The sequence below is a fragment of the Streptomyces tritici genome (assembly GCF_048500665.1).
GTDB classification, from domain to species: Bacteria; Actinomycetota; Actinomycetes; order Streptomycetales; family Streptomycetaceae; genus Streptomyces; species Streptomyces tritici.
Genome location: NZ_CP183183.1, coordinates 1188883 through 1205656, shown reverse-complemented (window position 1 = coordinate 1205656; position 16774 = coordinate 1188883). Strand labels below are relative to the sequence as shown.

The window sequence follows — 16774 nt, the reverse complement described above, 5'->3', positions numbered from 1 at the left end:
CGCGGGCGGCGTGGCCGGGGCGCGGGCGGCCTGAGGTCTGCCCGGGCGGAGGGGTCTTGTTGACGACACGTCGAACTCCTGCCGCCGCGTGGCTTCCCCCGCACGCTACCCGTGCGTAGCTTGGCATGAGCAGAGCATCCCCACTTGTGGTCCGGGCCGCAGGGCTCCTGCCGTCGTTCGTTCCTGATTTCCCTTGAGCCGCAAGGAGATCGATCGATGCTGCCCTGGAAACACCTCCTCAGAGCACTGACCGTCCTGCTCCTCACGGTCGCCGCGACCCTCGCCCCCACCGCCGCCGCCCAGGCCGACACCGCCCCCAGCCGGGGCTGGAACGACTACTCCTGCAAGCCCTCCGCCGCCCACCCCCGCCCGGTCGTGCTGGTCCACGGCACCTTCGGGAACTCCGTCGACAACTGGCTCGGCCTCGCGCCGTACCTCGTCCACCGCGGGTACTGCGTCTTCTCCCTCGACTACGGGCAGCTGCCCGGCGTGCCCTTCTTCCACGGCCTCGGCCCGATCGCCAAGTCCGCCGAACAGCTCGACGCGTACGTGGACCGGGTCCTCGACGCCACCGGCGCCCGGGAGGTCGACCTCGTCGGCCACTCGCAGGGCGGCATGATGCCCCGTCACTACCTGAAGTTCCTCGGCGGGGCCGAGAAGGTGAACGCGCTGGTCGGGCTCGCCCCCGACAACCACGGCACCGACCTGCTCGGCCTGACCCGTCTCCTGCCGTACTTCCCCGGGGCCGAGGACCTCGTCGGCACGCACACGCCGGGGCTCGCCGACCAGATCGCCGGCTCGGCCTTCCTCACGAAGCTCAACGAGGGCGGCGACACCGTCCCCGGCGTGACGTACACCGTGATCGCCACGCGCTACGACCAGGTGGTCACCCCGTACCGCTCCCAGTTCCTGACCGGCGAGCACGTCACCAACGTGCTGCTCCAGGACAGGTGCGCCCTCGACCTGTCCGAGCACGTGGCCATCGGCACGGTGGACCGGATCGCCTTCCACGAGGTGGCCAACGCCCTCGACCCGGCCCACGCGACGCCGACCACCTGCGCGTCGGTGCTCGGCTAGTCCGCGGACCGGCGCCCCGCGGCGAACAGCACGCCGGCGCCGAGGGCGAGCACGGCGGCGCCGCCGGCCGCGAGGTACGGGGTCGCCGAGGCGCCGCCGGTCTCCGCGAGCTCCTCGTCCGCGCCGGATGCGGAGGCGGGGGCCGGCGCGTTCGGCGTGCTCGGTGCGGACGCCTCCGGCGCGTTCGGCGCGGGGGTGGCGGCGGCCTCGTGCCCGTCGTCACCGCCGTGTTCCCCGTCGCCGCCGTGTCCGCCGTGGTCGACGGTGGACTTCCCGGCGCCCTCCTCGATCTGCCGGTCGGTGGGGGCGCTCGGGGCGGGGGCGGGCGCGCCGCCGCCGGTCCCCGCGTCCTTCCCGAAGACGACGTCGGAGCAGGTGTAGAACGCCTCGGGGGAGTCGGACCGCTGCCAGACGGAGTAGATCAGGTGCCGCCCGGACCGCTCCGGGACGGTCCCGCGGAACACGTACGCCCCGTTCCCCAGGCGCGGGTTCGTGACCGTGGCGAACGGCTTCGCCTCCAGGTCCGACCACTTCAGCGGCTTCGTCGGGTCGTACCCCGGCTTGGTGAGGTACAGCGCGAACGAACCGCGGTGCGGGGCGGTCGCCTTGTACCGGAAGGTGTGCGCCCCCGCGGCGAGCGGGCTCGCCGGCCAGTCGGCGCGCGGCAGATCGAGCCCGCGGTACTTGTCCCGGCCCGCGCTGCACAGCTTGCCGTCCGGGATCAGCTCGCGGTGGCGCCCGGCGGCGTCGCCGATGTTGACCTCGTTCCAGTCGTAGAACGCCTGCGTCCCGCTCGCCGCCACGGCCGCCCTGCAGGCCGCCGAGTCCGGGCTCTCGGGCCCCTCCGCGTAACAGGCCGACACCCGGCTGACGGGATCGGTCATAGACCCGTGCGCGGCGGCCGGCAGGGCGGCCGGTCCGGCGAGGGCGAGCGAGGCGAGTCCGAGGGCGGCGGTTCCGGCGGCGGCCTTGCGGCGAACGGTCATGACGGCGAACTCCTTGGCGGATCGAGGGTGGCGGGACTCGGTGGCCCCGGCCCCACGAAACACCGGATCCGGCCACCGCGGCGGGGGCGGACGGATCTTTAGGGCCGCGTTAAGGCGGCGGTAAGCGCGCCCTGAGGTACGGGCGTGAGGCGCGTCGGGCAGCGGCGTCAACTCCGGCCCGCGTACATGTCGTTCGATCGAATGAACTAGTCTCGGCCGTCTGAGGGGGAGTCGACCATGTCTTTCTACGTCAACGCCGCCGGACTCGCCGGAGCAGGCGGATCCGCATCACGACGCTCCATGCCGACGCCACTGGTCGTCGCGCGCTGGCTCGTGTTCTTCCTGTTCGGGATGACGGTTCTCGGCGGGCTCGGCCTGATGCTGTCCGCCGTGCAGGCCGGCGCGCTCGACGGCGTCGTGCTCGGCATGCTGCTGTACGGCGCCGCGCCCGGCGTGGCCGGCTGGCTGCTGGCGCGGCGCGCGTGGACGGGCGGCAACAAGACCCGCTGGGGTCTGATCGCCATTCAGATCTGGCTGATCCTGGGCGGGTTGACCAACCTGCGCGACGGTTCGGTCCAGGGCTTCACCCAGCTCCTGCTGCCCGTCGTGATCCTGGCGTTCCTGTGCGCGCAGGACACCCGGGAATGGTTCGACTCGGACCCCTCCGAGCGGAGCGACGAGCCGCCGTTCTCGGTGGCCCACATGATCACCTGGAAGCGGGACCGCGGGCAGTCGGCGCTCGAGTACACCGGCATGATCATCCTGGTCGTCGCGATCATCGCGGCGCTGCTGATGACGAACGTCGGCGGCCGGATGGCCGGCGAGTTCAAGGAGGCCGTCTGCTCCCTGGTCGGCCAGTCCTGCCCCGCGGACGGCGGCGGCGACCCGACGACCCAGGCGGGCGACGGCGCGGACGGCGGCACGGGCGACGGCGCCGACGGCGGCGCGAGCGGCGGCACCGGCGGTGCCGACGGCGGCGCGGACGGCGGCGCGGACGGCGGCTCCGGCACCACGGACCCGGACGGCACCACCCAGGACGGCCCCGGCGCCACCCTGCCGGGCGCCTCCGAGGACGACGACGCCGGCGACCCCACCGACCCGTACGAGCCGATCGGCGACGTCAAGCCGGGCGGCGAGGACGACAACGCCGGCGACGGCGGCGGAGACGACAAGAAGGAGGACTGCTCCGGCTTCTGGGGCTGCACCTGGGACTACGGCGGCCAGGTGGTGGAGGGCCTCTTCGTCGACGGCATCTGGGGCGATGTCACCGGCATGTGGGACACCGTCACCAACCCCATCGACAGCCTCACCGGTCTCGCCGACTACGGCAGCCTGCTCGGCGACGTGTGGTCCGAGGGCACCAAGGACGCCGGCAAGAAGTGGGACGACGGCGACTACCTGGACGCCCTCACCGACTGGGGCGGCAGCGGCGTCGACGTCGGTGTGAAGGTCCTGGACGACATGTTCATCGGCCAGGACGTGAAGGACAGCTGGAACCGCGGCGAGAAGGTCCAGGCGGGCACCAACGTCGTCTGGAACGTCGGCTCGCTGTTCATCCCCGGGTACAACGGCGCCAAGTTCGCCGGCAAGCTCGGCAAGCTGGGCCGGCTCGGCAAGGTCGCCGACGCGATCTCCGAGGCCGCCGGCAAGGCCAAGGACGCGACCGGCCGGGCCAAGAAGGCCGCGGACTCCGGCGACGCCAAGGGCGCGCGGGACGCGGCGGACGAGGCGGACCGGATCGCCGACGACGCGGAGAAGAAGGTCGAGGAGGCCGGCGAGTGCAAGATCGCGCTCGGCGCCCTGCTCCGCGTCCCGTACGGCGGCGGCACCCCGCACCCCGTCGGCGGCGTCCCCGGCAACGGCACCGGCGTCATCGCCGCCGCCCGTTCGGCGATCCCGGTCGCCTTCGCCGCGGAGGGCGAGCCGCCCTGCACGGGCGCGGAGGCCGACAACGCCCGCGAGGCCCGCAGCGAGGCCGACAAGGCCGACGACATCGCGGACGGGGCGGAGCTGGACGGCGCGGCGGACAAGGTCAAGCAGACGATCCTCGACGCCCGCGACAAGCAGAAGACGCCCAAGCAGGACCGCATCCAGCTCAACGAGAAGGGCGTCGACAACCTCGTCAGGAAGGCGAAGGACGAGCCTGACCTCAGCAAGGGCGAGTACAGCAAGGAGGAGCTCTCCGCCGCGCTGAACGAGCTCGACACGATGCTCAAGAACACGAACATCGACAACCAGACCCGCGGCGCGCTCGCCTCCACCGTCCTCAAGGCCGGCAACCGGCACCAGCTCGCGGAGGCGATGGCCGAGGTCCGGGCCGCCCAGCGGTCGGCCTCCGAGGCGGCCGACGGCACGAAGGTGTACGGCGCGGTGGGCGACAAGAAGGGCCGTCAGTCCGTGGACATGGGCGACGGTACGCAGGTCGACGTGAGCGGGGTCGACGACGTCGACGTCCTCTACAAGGGCAAGGACGGCAACATCCACGTCGTCGAGGTGAAGAACACCGCCAACGCGGCGACCAAGGCGACCATCCCCGCGCAGGCGAAGCGGCTCGCGGACTGGGCCAAGGAGGACGGAGCATCCCCGCCGCGGGTGGCCCGGTACGAGATCGAGCAGCAGAAGGACTGGCACAAGATCTTCGACGGCTACGGCAAGGCCAAGGACGGCACCGCCCCTCCGGGCACGCCCGCCCAGACCTTCGGGGACAACGGCCTCAACGTCCGGATCGCCGGCCAGGACTTCACCCCGCAGCAGATCAAGGCCATGGACACCGCGTGGAACTCCAAGTCCGACGCGGAGAAGCGCGCGGCCCTCGACTCGGGCAAGATGAACGACCCGAAGAGCGCGATGGACTACCTGGGAGTCAAGTGACCGCCGCCGACACCCCCCTCCTGCCGGAGGCGCTGCGCGCGTACCCGTACTCGTGGTGGGACGGAAAGGCCTGGCCCATCGACACGGAGGAGAGCGAGGAGAACCTGGCGTACGCGCGGGCCGTGCTCGAAGCGTGTCTGCCGCCGGAGCCGCTGGCCGAGCCGCTGCCCCCCGAGGAGGTTCGGCTCAAGGACCTGGACGAGGCGGACTGGCCGGAGTGGGTGGTCCTGCGGGATCTGCTGCTGGAGCACATGCCGCGGGCCCGGGACGTCACGGTGGGCCGCATGGCCGAGGCGGAGGCGGAGTGGGCGCGGCAGGGCCGCGACACGACGGACTTCGCCGCGCGCTCGATCCGCCTGATCACGTCGTGGATCGCCGAGGCGACGCTCCACTGGTGCGGCCTCTACGTCGACGACGAGGCCGCCCTCACCCCGTGGCTCCAGGACCTCGCCGAGCAGTACGTCCCGCACCGCATGGCCGCGGAACAGGCGGCCTGGGCGCTGCACCAGACCTGGCGGATGCCCGAGAGCCTCGCCGCCCTCGCGCGTCTCGCCGCGGTCGAGGGTCTGCCCGGCGAGGTCAGGAGCATCATCGAGGGCGGCCTCGAACGGGCGGCCCGAGAAGGCTCGTGACAGGCCCCGGCCGCTAGCGCGTCCGGTACCGCCGCTCCGGTCGCCCCGTGCCGCCGTACTTGAGGGTGACCTCCGCGCGGCCCGTTTCCGCGAAGTACTCCAGGTAGCGGCGGGCGCTCACGCGGGAGAGGGAGCCGGCTTCGGCGCACTCCGTGGCAGAGAGGCCCTCGGGGTGGGCGCGCAGGATGCCCTCCACCAGCTCCGCGGTGTGCGCGGCGAGGCCCTTGGGCAGGTCGCGCGAGCCGGGCGGACGGGTGCCGAAGATCTGGTCCACGTCCTCCTGGCGGGCCTCCTCCAGGCCGTCGAGGCGGGCCCGCAGCGAGGCCACGTGCAGCAGCTGCTCCCGCAGCGCGGCCTGGTTGAACGGCTTGATCAGGTAGTGCAGGGCGCCCGCCCGCAGCGCCGAGCGGACCGTGCCCGCGTCCCGCGCGGCCGTGATGAACAGGGCGTCCACGCCCAGCCCCGCCGCCCGCAGCTCGCGCAGGACGGCGATCCCGTCCATGTCCGGCAGGAAGATGTCGAGCAGGACCAGGTCCGGGTGCAGTTCCCGCGCCGCCCGCAGCGCCTCCGCGCCGTTGTGCGCGACCCCGACCACGGAGAAACCCGCCACGGCCGAGACAAACCGGGCGTGCAGCTTCGCGACCATGAAGTCGTCGTCCACCACCAGCACCTTCGTCACGCGGACACGCTAGGTCGCGACCACAAGGACCACAACGTCCGTTGGTTGCGGAAGAGAGACAGCTTCTTAACGCGCGGGCAACATGTGGGCCACTTCACACACCCGTACACACCCGAAAGAGAGGCGGCTCACGTGCGTCTGCGCACCCCCCTCGCCCTGCTCGGGGCCGCGCTGCTGGTGCTGGTGGGACCGCCGCTGCTCACCCCCGGCAGCGGCGCCGAGACCGGCACCCGGATACCCGGCCTGCGCTTCATGGTCCCCAACACCCCCGGCGGCGGCTACGACATCACCGCCCGCACCGCGGCCAAGAACGCCGAGGAAGCCGGCCTGACCGGCGACATCGAGGTCTTCAACCTGCCCGGCGCCGGCGGCACCGTCGGCCTGACCCGGCTCGTCGGCGAGCACGGCAACGGCCGGCTCGCCATGTCCATGGGCCTCGGCGTCGTCGGCGCCGTGCACACCAACAAGACCCCGCGGACCCTCGCCGACACCACCCCGATCGCCCGGCTCACCATGGAGCAGGACATCGTCGTGGTGAGCAGGAACTCCCCGTACCGGACCATCCAGGACCTGCTCGCCGCATGGAAGAAGGACCCCGGCAAGCTGCCCGTCGGCGGCGGCTCCTCGCCCGGCGGCCCCGACCACCTCGCCCCGATGCTCATGGCCCAGGCCGCCGGCATCGCCCCGAAGTCGGTCAACTACGTGCCCTTCGACGGCGGCGGCGAACTCCTCGCCTCCATCCTCGGCAACAAGGTCGCCTTCGGCGTCTCCGGCGTCGGCGAGTACCTCGACCAGATCAAGTCCGGGCAGCTCCGGCTGCTCGCCGTCACCGGCGCCGAGCGCGTACCGGGCCTCGACGCCCCCACCTTGCGCGAGGCCGGTCTCGACACCGAGTTCATCAACTGGCGCGGCATCGTCGCCCCGCCCGGCCTCACCGACGCCGAACGCGACAAGCTCGTCGGCCTGGCGACCGCCCTGCACGACTCGCCCGAGTGGAAGGAGTCGCTGAAGAAGAACGGGTGGAACGACGCCTTCCTGCCCGGCGACGCCTTCGGGAAGTTCCTCGACGAGCAGGACGCCCGCGTCGGGTCGGTACTGAAGGAGCTGGGACTGTGACCACCACGACCGACCCCGCCACCGGCACCCCCGCACGCGGCTCCTGGCTGCGCGAGCACTCCGAGCTCGGCGTGAGCCTGATCCTGCTCCTGCTCGGCGCGCTCGTCCTCACCGACGCCCTCACCCTGTCCGTCGAGCTCACCCAGCGCGGGCCCGTCGGACCGAGGACCGTGCCCCTCGTCGTCGGCGCCGGGCTCCTGCTCGTCGCCGTGCTGCTCGCCGTCGACGTGCTCCGCGGCGGCCGAGGCGAGTCCGAGGCCGGCGAGGACGTCGACCTGTCCGAGCCCGGCGACCACCGCACCGTCCTGCTCCTCGTCGGCGTCTTCCTCGGCTTCGCCGTGCTCGTCGGCCCCCTCGGCTTCCCCGTCTCCGGCGCGCTGCTCTTCTGGGGCGCCGCCTACGCCCTCGGCAGCCGGCATCCCCGGCGCGACCCGCTGATCGCGGCGGCCCTCGCCCTCGTCACCTACGTCGTCTTCAACAACCTGCTCGGAGTCCCGCTGCCCGGCGGCCCGCTGATGGGAGTGCTCTGACCCATGGATTCCCTCACCTCCCTGATCGACGGCTTCGGCACCGCGCTCACCCCCGTCAACCTGCTCTGGGCCGCCCTCGGCGTGCTCCTCGGCACCGCCATCGGCGTCCTGCCCGGCATCGGCCCCGCCATGGCCGTCGCGCTGCTGCTGCCCGTCACGTACGGGCTCGAACCGACCGGCGCCTTCATCATGTTCGCCGGCATCTACTACGGCGCCATGTTCGGCGGCTCCACCACGTCCATCCTGCTCAACACCCCCGGCGAGAGCGCCGCCGTGGTCGCCGCCATCGAGGGCAACCCGATGGCCAAGGCGGGCCGCGGCGCCCAGGCCCTCGCGGCGGCCGCCGTCGGCCACTTCGCCGGCGGCATGATCGGCACGATGCTGCTGGTCGCCCTCGCGCCCCTGGTCGCGAAGCTCGCCGTCGACATCGGCGCGCCCGACTACCTGGCCCTGATGGTGCTCGCCTTCATCGCCGTGACCTCCGTCCTCGGCTCCTCCCGGATCCGCGGCCTCGCCTCCCTGCTCATCGGCCTCACCCTCGGCCTGGTCGGCCTCGACCAGATGACCGGCCAGCAGCGGCTCACCTTCGGCTCGCTCCAGCTCGCCGACGGCATCGACGTCGTCATCGTCGCGGTCGGACTCTTCGCCATCGGCGAGGCCCTGTGGGTCGCCTCCCACCTGCGCCGCACCGCCGGCGAGGCCATCCCCGTCGGCCGCCCCTGGCTCGGCCGGGACGACGTGAAGCGCACCTGGAAGTCCTGGCTGCGCGGACCGGTCATCGGCTTCCCGTTCGGCGCGATCCCGGCCGGCGGCGCGGAGATCCCCACCTTCCTGTCGTACGTCACCGAGAAGCGGCTGTCGAAGCACAAGGACCAGTTCGGCAAGGGCGCCATCGAGGGCGTCGCCGGACCCGAGTCCGCCGCCTCCGCCTCCGCGGCCGGCACGCTCGTGTCCATGCTCACCCTCGGCCTGCCCACGACCGCCGTCGCCGCCGTGATGCTCGCCGCCTTCCAGCAGTACGGCATCCAGCCCGGACCGCTGCTCTTCGAGCGCGAACCCGAGCTGGTCTGGGGCCTGATCGCCTCGCTGTTCGTCGGCATGGTGCTGCTCCTCGCCCTCAACCTGCCGCTCGCGCCGGTCTGGGCGAAGCTGCTGCGCATCCCGCGTCCGTACCTGTACGCCGGCATCCTGTTCTTCGCCGCGGTCGGCGCGTACGCGGTCGGCGGCGAGGCCTTCGACCTGGTCGTGCTGCTGATCATCGGTCTGATCGGCTTCGGCATGCGCCGGTACGGGCTGCCCGTGCTCCCCGCCGTCATCGGCGTCATCCTCGGCCCGGCCGCGGAGAACCAGCTGCGCCGCGCCCTGCAGATCAGCGACGGCTCGCTCACCGGCCTGGTGAACACCCCGTTCGCCGTCACCGTCTACGCGGTGATCGCGCTCCTGCTGGCCTGGCCCCTCGTCCGCCGACTCGTCAACTCCCGTCGTACCGTGGCGGGATGAACGATCACCAGACGCACGACGCACCCCGGCCCGCGACGGCCGCCGACGTCCCCGCCGTGAAGGCCGTGATCGACGCGGCCTTCCACCCCTACATCGAACGGATCGGCCTCGTGCCGGCCCCGATGGAGGAGGACCACGCGGCGAACGTGGCCGCGGGCCGGGTGTTCGTCTGCGGAGAGCCCGTGACCGGGCTCGTCGTGGTCGTCCCCGAGGAGGACCACCTGTACCTGGACACCGTCGCCGTCCACCCCGGTGTCCGCGGCACCGGCCTCGGCCGGGTCCTGCTCACCTGGGTGGAGCGGTACGCCCGCGAGCTCGGCACCCCCGAGATCCGGCTGCTCACCAACGCGCTGATGTGGGAGAACCAGAAGCTCTACGACCGCTACGGCTACGAGGTCGTGGAGCGCCGCATGGAGGGGCCGTACGACCGGATCCACTACCGGAAGGTGCTCAACGCGCCACCGATGGGGTGAGGTGCGGACAGAACGGGCGGCCGGTCCGGTATCCCTGGCGGGCAGCGGTGCCGCCCCGGCACCCCTCATCCCGAAGGGACACCCCAGATGCGCGTACGTCACCTCCTCGGCACCGTCGCCGCGGCGCTGCTGCTCGCGGGCGCGACGACCGCCCACGCCCTCCCGGCCGCGGTCGCCGACGGCGTGACCGTCCACCCGGCCGGAGCGCTGGCCGCCGACGGCACCGTGACGCTCACCGGCACCTACCGCTGCCTCGACGACGGCGACGGCCCGGTCTTCGTCAGCAGCACCCTGATCCAGGGCCAGCGCTCCCAGGGCATCGGCGGCACCCGCGCCGTCTGCGACGGCCGGGTGCACGCCTGGACCAACTCCTCCGTCGTGCACGACCCCGTGTACCGGCCGGGCGCGGCGAAGGTGCAGGCCACGCTGATGCAGCTGACCCCGAAGGCCCTGGGCGTGCCGCTGCCGCAGTTCCGGGCCGTCGAGAACGCGGACGTGACGCTGGGCTAGGGGGTGTCCGGCCCACGTCCGCCGGACAGGCCCGGACCCAGCAGGGCGAGCAGACCGTCCCGGCCCAGGGCCTCCAGCTCGTCCAGCGCGACGACGGCGCACTCGGCCGCCTCCGGATCGGCGGCGGCCAGACCGCTCGCCGCGAACTCGTCCTCGTCCAGGCGGAGCACCTCGCTCCCGTCCGCGGACACCCACAGGTCCAGGTCGAGGTCCTCGACCACGACCCGCCCGCCGTCGACCACGGCCGGCCGGGTGACATCGCAGTACCAGCCCTTGAGCGTGCCGTCGCCGGACCGGACCTCCTTCACCGCGTACCACCGGTCGCGCCAGTAGTGCTCGGTGAACACGTCGCCCGGCTCGAACCGCACGAAGCCGAAGTCCCGGACCCCCTCGCCCGCCCAGGGCGCGCGCACGGTGAGCCGGACGCCGTCGTCGGCGACGACATCCGCGGGGTACCGGATCTTGGTCCGCCCCGCCTTGACCAGCTCCACCTCGACCTCAGCCGAACGTGCGGACATGCCGGACCTCCGTCGCGCAGATCTCGTACCCGAACCACTTGTTGATGGCCAGCATCGGCCCGTTGCCGGAGTCGTTGCCGGTGAACGCCTCCGTGCAGCCGGCCGCGCGGGCCCGGTGCAGGGAGTCGTTCTTGGCGAGCTTCGCCAGGCCCCGGCCGCGGTACGCGGGCGCGGTGCCGGTCATGCCGGTGGCGTACCGGCCGGTGCCGTCGACCTGCGCGGCGCTGAACGCGGCCGGAACCCCGTCGACGACGGCGACCGTGGTCAGCTCGGCGCTGAACAGCGGGTGCCGCCAGGTGGTGGCCAGCCAGTGCGCGTAGTCCGTGAGCTCCGCGCCCACGTCGCCCGGCTCGTCGGCCGTCGTCACCGCGTCCAGCTCGAACAGCGGCCGCGGGTCGGCAGCGAAGGCGGCGGCCGGGCGCAGTTCGACCCCGGCGGGCGGCTCCTGGAGCGGCGGCAGCGGCGCGCCCGCCAGGTCGAGCCGGAGGAAGTGGGCGGAGCGCCGCGCCTCGTACCCGTGCCGCTCGGCGAAGGCCCGGTGCGCCGGGGCGTCGAGCACCCAGGAGTACACCTCGGTCGCCCCGCGCTCCGCGAGGTGCTCCTCGGCGGCGCGCAGCAGCAGCGCCCCCGCACCGCGCCCGACGTGCTCCGGGTCCACGTACACGTTGACGGAGCCGAGCCCCGGCCGGGGGCTCTCGTGGGCCAGCGCGACCTGCGCCGTCCCGATGATCCGGCCGTCGGCCTCGGCGACGAGCGGGCGGGCGTGGGCGTCGGGATGGGCGTGGGCCCAGTCGAAGGCCGTCTGCTCGGCGTTGGCGAGCATGAAGGGGAGCGCGGCACGCCGGACACGGGCGTAGCCCTCCGCGTCCTCCGGGCGCACGTCACGGACGATCACAGTCATGGGGCGCACGCTACGCGCGGCCGCACCGCGACCGCCTCCCCATTTCCGCCCGGCCGCGGCCCCGCCTGCGACAATCCGTGCGTGACCTTGAAGATCTCCGTGGACACGGACTCGACGACCGCCCCGTACGAACAACTGCGCGCCGGCATCGCGGAGCAGGCCCGCTCGGGGGTGCTCCCGGTCGGCCACAAGCTCCCGACCGTCCGCGGTCTGGCGGAGCAACTGGGCCTCGCCGCCAACACGGTGGCCAAGGCGTACAAGGCGCTGGAGGCGGACGGCGTGATCGAGACCCGCGGTCGGCACGGCACCTTCGTGGCCGCCGCCGGCGACGCCGCGGCCCGTCGGCTGGCCGCGGCCGCGGCGGTCTTCGCCCGTGAGGCGCACCGCCACGGCGCGAGCCGCGACGAGGCCCTGGCGGCCGCGGAGGAGGCGCTGCGGGCCGCGTACGAGGGCTGAGCCCGCCCGCTACAGGTACAGGCCCGCGTCCGGGGTGCGGGACTCGGGGACCGAGGCGGTCGGGGTGCCGCGGCGCAGGGCGTACAGCTCCGCGAGCGTCGCCCCGTCGCGGCCGACGCCCTCCTCGCGGCCGAGCCAGCGGACCGCCTCCTCGCGGGTCAGCGCGCCGACCTCGATCCGGGCCAGGCAGCGGCCGGGGCGGACGACCGCGGGGTGCAGCCGCTCCAGGTCCTCGTTGGTGGTGACGCCGACCAGCACGTTGCGGCCCTGGCCGAGCAGACCGTCCGTCAGGTTGAGCAGCCGGGACAGTGCCTGGCCCGCGGTGTGCTTGGCCTCGCCGCGGATCAGCTCGTCGCAGTCCTCCAGGAGCAGCAGCCGCCAGCGGCCCTTCGCGGTGCCCTCGTCCTCGCCGATGGCGATGTCCATGAGGTAGCCGACGTCGTTGAACAGCCGCTCCGGGTCGAGGACGCAGTCGACCTGGCACCAGTCGCGCCAGGAGCGGGCCAGGGTGCGCAGCGCGGAGGTCTTGCCGGTGCCGGGCGGGCCGTGGAGCAGCAGCAGCCGGCCGGCGATGTCGTCGGGCGTGACCTTCATCAGCCGGTCCATCGCCTCGGCCACCGGGGCGGTGTAGTTGGGGCGGACGTCGTCCCAGGTGCCGGCGGTGATCTGCCGGGTGGTGCGGTGCGGGCCGCGCCGGGGCGAGACGTACCAGAAGCCCATGGTCACGTTCTCCGGCTGCGGCTCCGGCTCGTCCTTCGCCCCGTCCGTCGCCTCGGCGAGGATCCGTTCGGCGAGCTCCGGGGCGGTGGCCGTGACGGTGACGTCGGCGCCGCGGTTCCACCGGGACACCAGCAGCGTCCAGCCCTCGCCCTCGGCGAGCAGGGCGCTGCGGTCGTCGTCCTTGGCGGCGCGCAGCACCCGCGCGCCGGCGGGCAGCAGCGTCGCCCCGGGCTTGACCCGGTCCAGCGAGGTGCTGTGCGCGTGCGGCTGCTCGCCGGTGGCGAAGCGGCCGAGGAAGAGCGCGTCGACGACGTCGGAGGGCGAGTCGCTGTCGTCCACGTTGAGCCGGATCGGCAGCACGCGGTGCGGTTCCGCTGGGGTGTCGGGCATGGCGTCCATGATCCGGCAACGGGCCGTGCCGTGCACGGTATTTTGACCGGATTTCTGCGCGAGTTGATTTCCGGTCAGCCGGCACGGTCCCGCGAGGAGGTTCCCTGCGCGGCCCGCCATGGCTGAATTCGCATGGACGCACGCTTCCGTGATGGTCCATCAATGAACTGTTCTTGGCATGGACACTTCCAGGGATCTACGCGCGGTGCTACCACGGAGTAGGCAGAGATCCTGCTAAAGGAGGTTGCATGAAACTGACCCGTTTCGCGGCATTTTCCTCTTCGCTGCTCCTCGGCGCCGTCCTCGCCCTCACCGGCTCCGGAGCGGCCCAGGCGGCAGAGAGCGCCGCGCTCGACTACGTGGCCCTCGGCGACTCGTACTCCTCCGGCGTCGGGGCCGGCAGCTACGACAGTGCCAGCGGTTCCTGCAAACGCTCCACCAAGGCGTTCCCGGTCCTCTGGAAGAACGCCAACTCACCCTCGTCGTTCGCGTTCACGGCTTGCTCCGGCGCTCGTACGGGTGATGTCACGGCCGGCCAGCTCGGCCCCCTGTCCGCCGCCACCGACCTGGTCTCGATCACGGTCGGGGGCAACGACGCCGGCTTCGCCGACGTCATGACCACCTGTGTCCTCCAGTCCGAGGCCACCTGCATCAACCGCGTGAATCAAGCCAAGAGCTACGTCGACACCACCCTGCCCGGTCAACTCGACTCCGTGTACAACGCGATCAGAGCCAAGGCGCCCAACGCCCGCGTCGTCGTCCTCGGCTACCCCCGCTTCTACAAGCTCGGCGGCAGCTGCGTCGCCGGCCTCACCGAGAACGAGCGGGCCGCCATCAACGGCGGCGCCGACCACCTCAACGCCGCCACCGCGAAGCGCGCCGCCGACCACGGCTACACCTTCGCGAGCGTCGTCCCGGCCTTCACCGGACACGAGATCTGCTCCGGCTCGGCCTGGCTGCACAGCGTCAACTGGCTGAACATCGGCGAGTCGTACCACCCCACCGCCTCCGGCCAGTCCGGCGGCTACCTGCCCACCTTCAGGAACGCGGCGTGACCGACGCTGTCGGGTAAGGGGTCCCGCCCGTCGGGGTCGCACCCGTGGGCGACCCGCTCGGGGTGCCTCCCGACGGGGTCTCCTTCTCGCAGATCACCGAGAACGCCACCCAGTTCGACCGTGCCGCGGCCGGGCTCCGGACCTCCACCCGGACCCGGTCGCGGTGCGTCGACCCGTCCTCCCGGTGCGTCCGCTCCGTGTGCTCCACCCGCTGCCGCTCCGGGCCGTCCGCCGGGAACCGCAGCGTCTGCCAGCCCGGCCCCGAGCTCTCCCCGCTCTCCGTCGCCCAGCGGTACTCGACGGTCGCGGGGACGCGCCCCACGGTGACCGTCGCCGCGAACGCCGGGGCCTCGCCCTCCGGCGCCGGACAGCGCCCGCGATAACTCCCGCGCACCGCCTCCGCCGTCACGTCCACCGTCGGCGCCGGCGTGGAGGCGGGCCCGGACGAGGGCGCGTCGCTCGTCGGCGTGGCCGGCGGCCGGGTGCTCGGCGGGGCGGCCGTGACGCCGCCCGTGGTGGCCCCGCCCCCGCCGCTCTCCTCGCCCGGGCCGTTCTGCCGCAGCAGCGTGTACACCAGCGCCCCGACGGCCAGGAGCAGCAGCGCCACCCCCGCCGCCAGCACGAGCCCGGCACGCCGCGACCGTTCGGGCCCGTCGCCGAGGGGGGCGGTCGGACCCTCGGGCGGGAGCGGGCCGCCGCCGCCCGGGCGGGCGCCGCCGCCGTCCCCGCCGTCCGCCGGCAGCGGCACGTACGGCCCCGGCGGCAAGGGCTCGGTACGCGGCTCCCCGCCCGCCGCGATCACGTGCAGCCGCTCCGCCGCCTCCCGGGCCGCGAGCCGTTCCCCGGGCTCCTTGCGCAGCAGTCCCTCGATCACGGGGGCCAGGGCGCCGGCCCGCCGGGGCGGCGGCAGTTCCTCGTCCACGACCGCGCGCAGGGTGGTCAGCGGGGTGTCCTGGCGAAACGGCGTGACGCCCTCGACCGCCGCGTACAGCAGCACGCCGAGCGACCACAGGTCGGACTCGGGCCCGGCCTCGCGCCCCAACGCCCGTTCGGGCGCGAGGAATTCGGGGGAGCCGATCAGCTCGCCGGTCATGGTCAGGTTCGAACTGCCCGCCACCTGGGCGATGCCGAAGTCGGTGAGGACCACCCGGCCGTCGTTGGCCAGCAGGACATTGCCCGGTTTCACGTCGCGGTGCAGCACCCCCGCGTCGTGCGCGGCCCGCAGCGCCGCGAGCACCTCGTCGCCGATCCGGGCGGCCTGCCGGGGCGGCATCGGACCCTCGGCCTCCAGCACCTCGGCCAGCGACAGGCCGCGGACCAGCTCCATCACGATCCAGGGGCGGCCGTCCTCGGTCGCCACGTCGTAGACCGTGACCACGTTGCGGTGCGGGATGCGGGCGGCCGCCCAGGCCTCGCGCTCCAGTCGCGCGTACAGCCGGCGCACGTCCTCGCCGGGGAGTCCGGAGGGCGCACGCACCTCCTTCACGGCGACCTCACGGCCCAGGACCTCGTCACGGGCCCGCCACACGACGCCCATCCCGCCCCGGCCGAGGGCGTCCAGGAGCCGGTACCGGCCCGCGACGAGGCGTCCGGACCGGTCGTCCTCGGGTGTCGCTCCGCTCATGGACGGCCCTCTCCGTCGGTCCGCGCCCGCGCGGCAACACGGCAGAAACCCTTCCAATCTAGCTCAGGAAGGTCTTCTGCCCCAGGGCGGGAGCACTCCGGACAGCGATGATCTTGGTGGTGGAGATCACACACCGTCAGATGTCCGCCGGTGATCCCCTTGTGTGCAGGATGGTTCGTGACGGTTCGGCAGGTGTTCGATCGCTGTCCAACTCGCCCTGGAATCAGATGGATTCGGACGGTGACCGTCAACCCCCTTTCGAGTGCGGTGAATCCTGCGGCCGGGATACCCGGGTGTCAGTGTGGGGCGATAGGGTTAACCTGCCCGGGCCGGGTGCCCTCGTACGGGTGGGGAGAGACATGGAACAGATAACGATGCGCAGCAGGCCGCGCGTGCCTGCCATCACCTGCGGGAGCAGCGCGACGAGTTCGCGCCTCGACCGCCACCTCGCGGTCCTCGGCGGACCCGCCATACCGCAGCGCGAGGCCGCCGAAGCCACGCTGCTGATGCGCGAACTGACGACGCGTGAAGTCGCGGCCCCGGTGCACGGTCACCGCAGCCGCAGCGCCCGCGTCTCGCTCTTCGCGCCCCTGCGCCGCCTGCGCCGCTCGCTCTTCGGCAGCCGGCACTAACCGCACGCAACGACCGGTCGGCCGGGCCCGCCTGCCCGGCGCACCCTCCCGCTCGCTCGGCCGACCGCCGTCACCCCCGCCCGGACGTGTTCCCCACCCGTCCG

General features: G+C 73.1%; 17 protein-coding genes. 11 read left to right on the top strand and 6 right to left on the bottom strand.

The annotated features are described in order from the left end of the window. Positions 1–216 precede the first annotated feature (216 nt). Positions 217–1077 carry an esterase/lipase family protein gene (locus ACNJ93_RS05625; RefSeq protein ID WP_418956216.1) on the top strand — a complete coding sequence of 287 codons (861 nt, stop codon included), beginning with the start codon at positions 217–219 and terminating at the stop codon, positions 1075–1077. On the opposite strand, the gene ACNJ93_RS05620 is transcribed toward ACNJ93_RS05625, so the two are convergent. Beyond that, entirely contained in the window at positions 1074–2063 is a 990-nt protein-coding gene (locus tag ACNJ93_RS05620; RefSeq protein ID WP_418956215.1) for a lytic polysaccharide monooxygenase auxiliary activity family 9 protein, read from the bottom strand. The genes ACNJ93_RS05625 and ACNJ93_RS05620 overlap by 4 nt on opposite strands. Positions 2064–2363: 300 nt before the next feature. Here ACNJ93_RS05620 and ACNJ93_RS05615 point away from each other — a divergent pair, with 300 nt between their 5' ends. After that, positions 2364–4934, top strand: a complete 2571-nt coding sequence (locus ACNJ93_RS05615) for a hypothetical protein (RefSeq protein ID WP_418956214.1) — start codon at positions 2364–2366, stop codon at positions 4932–4934. Beyond that, positions 4931–5566, top strand: a complete 636-nt coding sequence (locus tag ACNJ93_RS05610) for a hypothetical protein (RefSeq protein ID WP_418956213.1) — start codon at positions 4931–4933, stop codon at positions 5564–5566. Before ACNJ93_RS05615 ends, ACNJ93_RS05610 begins: the two co-directional genes overlap by 4 nt. Before the next feature lie 13 nt (positions 5567–5579). On the opposite strand, the gene ACNJ93_RS05605 is transcribed toward ACNJ93_RS05610, so the two are convergent. Then, on the bottom strand, positions 5580–6245 hold the full coding sequence (locus ACNJ93_RS05605; protein ID WP_418956212.1) for a response regulator: 666 nt from the start codon (positions 6243–6245) through the stop codon (positions 5580–5582). Positions 6246–6377: 132 nt separating this feature from the next. Between ACNJ93_RS05605 and ACNJ93_RS05600 the strand changes: the two genes are divergently transcribed. From ACNJ93_RS05600 to ACNJ93_RS05580, 5 genes are all read left to right on the top strand, one after another. Beyond that, entirely contained in the window at positions 6378–7361 is a 984-nt protein-coding gene (locus ACNJ93_RS05600) for a Bug family tripartite tricarboxylate transporter substrate binding protein (protein WP_418956211.1), read from the top strand. Further along, on the top strand, positions 7358–7891 hold the full coding sequence (locus ACNJ93_RS05595; protein WP_418956210.1) for a tripartite tricarboxylate transporter TctB family protein: 534 nt from the start codon (positions 7358–7360) through the stop codon (positions 7889–7891). Before ACNJ93_RS05600 ends, ACNJ93_RS05595 begins: the two co-directional genes overlap by 4 nt. Positions 7892–7894: 3 nt before the next feature. After that, positions 7895–9391: a tripartite tricarboxylate transporter permease gene (locus ACNJ93_RS05590; RefSeq protein WP_418956209.1), complete on the top strand. Its 1497-nt coding sequence runs from the start codon at positions 7895–7897 to the stop codon at positions 9389–9391. After that, entirely contained in the window at positions 9388–9864 is a 477-nt protein-coding gene (locus ACNJ93_RS05585) for a GNAT family N-acetyltransferase (RefSeq protein WP_418956208.1), read from the top strand. Before ACNJ93_RS05590 ends, ACNJ93_RS05585 begins: the two co-directional genes overlap by 4 nt. A gap of 87 nt (positions 9865–9951) precedes the next feature. Continuing rightward, complete coding sequence (locus tag ACNJ93_RS05580) at positions 9952–10374, top strand: DUF6299 family protein (protein WP_418956207.1); 423 nt, start codon at positions 9952–9954, stop codon at positions 10372–10374. Here the strand turns inward: ACNJ93_RS05580 and ACNJ93_RS05575 are convergent. Then, entirely contained in the window at positions 10371–10892 is a 522-nt protein-coding gene (locus ACNJ93_RS05575; protein WP_418956206.1) for a DUF402 domain-containing protein, read from the bottom strand. The two genes, ACNJ93_RS05580 and ACNJ93_RS05575, sit on opposite strands and share 4 nt — an antisense overlap. Further along, entirely contained in the window at positions 10873–11793 is a 921-nt protein-coding gene (locus ACNJ93_RS05570; RefSeq protein ID WP_418956205.1) for an N-acetyltransferase family protein, read from the bottom strand. Before ACNJ93_RS05570 ends, ACNJ93_RS05575 begins: the two co-directional genes overlap by 20 nt. An 81-nt stretch (positions 11794–11874) precedes the next feature. On the opposite strand from ACNJ93_RS05570, the gene ACNJ93_RS05565 reads away from it, so the two are divergent. Beyond that, a complete protein-coding gene (locus tag ACNJ93_RS05565; RefSeq protein ID WP_418956204.1) occupies positions 11875–12249 on the top strand; it encodes a GntR family transcriptional regulator in 375 nt (124 codons plus the stop codon). Positions 12250–12258: 9 nt separating this feature from the next. Here ACNJ93_RS05565 and ACNJ93_RS05560 read toward each other — a convergent pair whose 3' ends face one another. After that, entirely contained in the window at positions 12259–13368 is a 1110-nt protein-coding gene (locus tag ACNJ93_RS05560) for a DUF5925 domain-containing protein (RefSeq protein ID WP_418956203.1), read from the bottom strand. Between the two features lie 239 nt (positions 13369–13607). Here ACNJ93_RS05560 and ACNJ93_RS05555 point away from each other — a divergent pair, with 239 nt between their 5' ends. Beyond that, on the top strand, positions 13608–14414 hold the full coding sequence (locus ACNJ93_RS05555) for an SGNH/GDSL hydrolase family protein (protein ID WP_418956202.1): 807 nt from the start codon (positions 13608–13610) through the stop codon (positions 14412–14414). On the opposite strand, the gene ACNJ93_RS05550 is transcribed toward ACNJ93_RS05555, so the two are convergent. Next, positions 14398–16038 carry a serine/threonine-protein kinase gene (locus ACNJ93_RS05550; RefSeq protein ID WP_418956201.1) on the bottom strand — a complete coding sequence of 547 codons (1641 nt, stop codon included), beginning with the start codon at positions 16036–16038 and terminating at the stop codon, positions 14398–14400. The genes ACNJ93_RS05555 and ACNJ93_RS05550 overlap by 17 nt on opposite strands. A gap of 359 nt (positions 16039–16397) precedes the next feature. Between ACNJ93_RS05550 and ACNJ93_RS05545 the strand changes: the two genes are divergently transcribed. Continuing rightward, on the top strand, positions 16398–16670 hold the full coding sequence (locus ACNJ93_RS05545; protein WP_418956200.1) for a hypothetical protein: 273 nt from the start codon (positions 16398–16400) through the stop codon (positions 16668–16670). Positions 16671–16774: the final 104 nt, after the last annotated feature.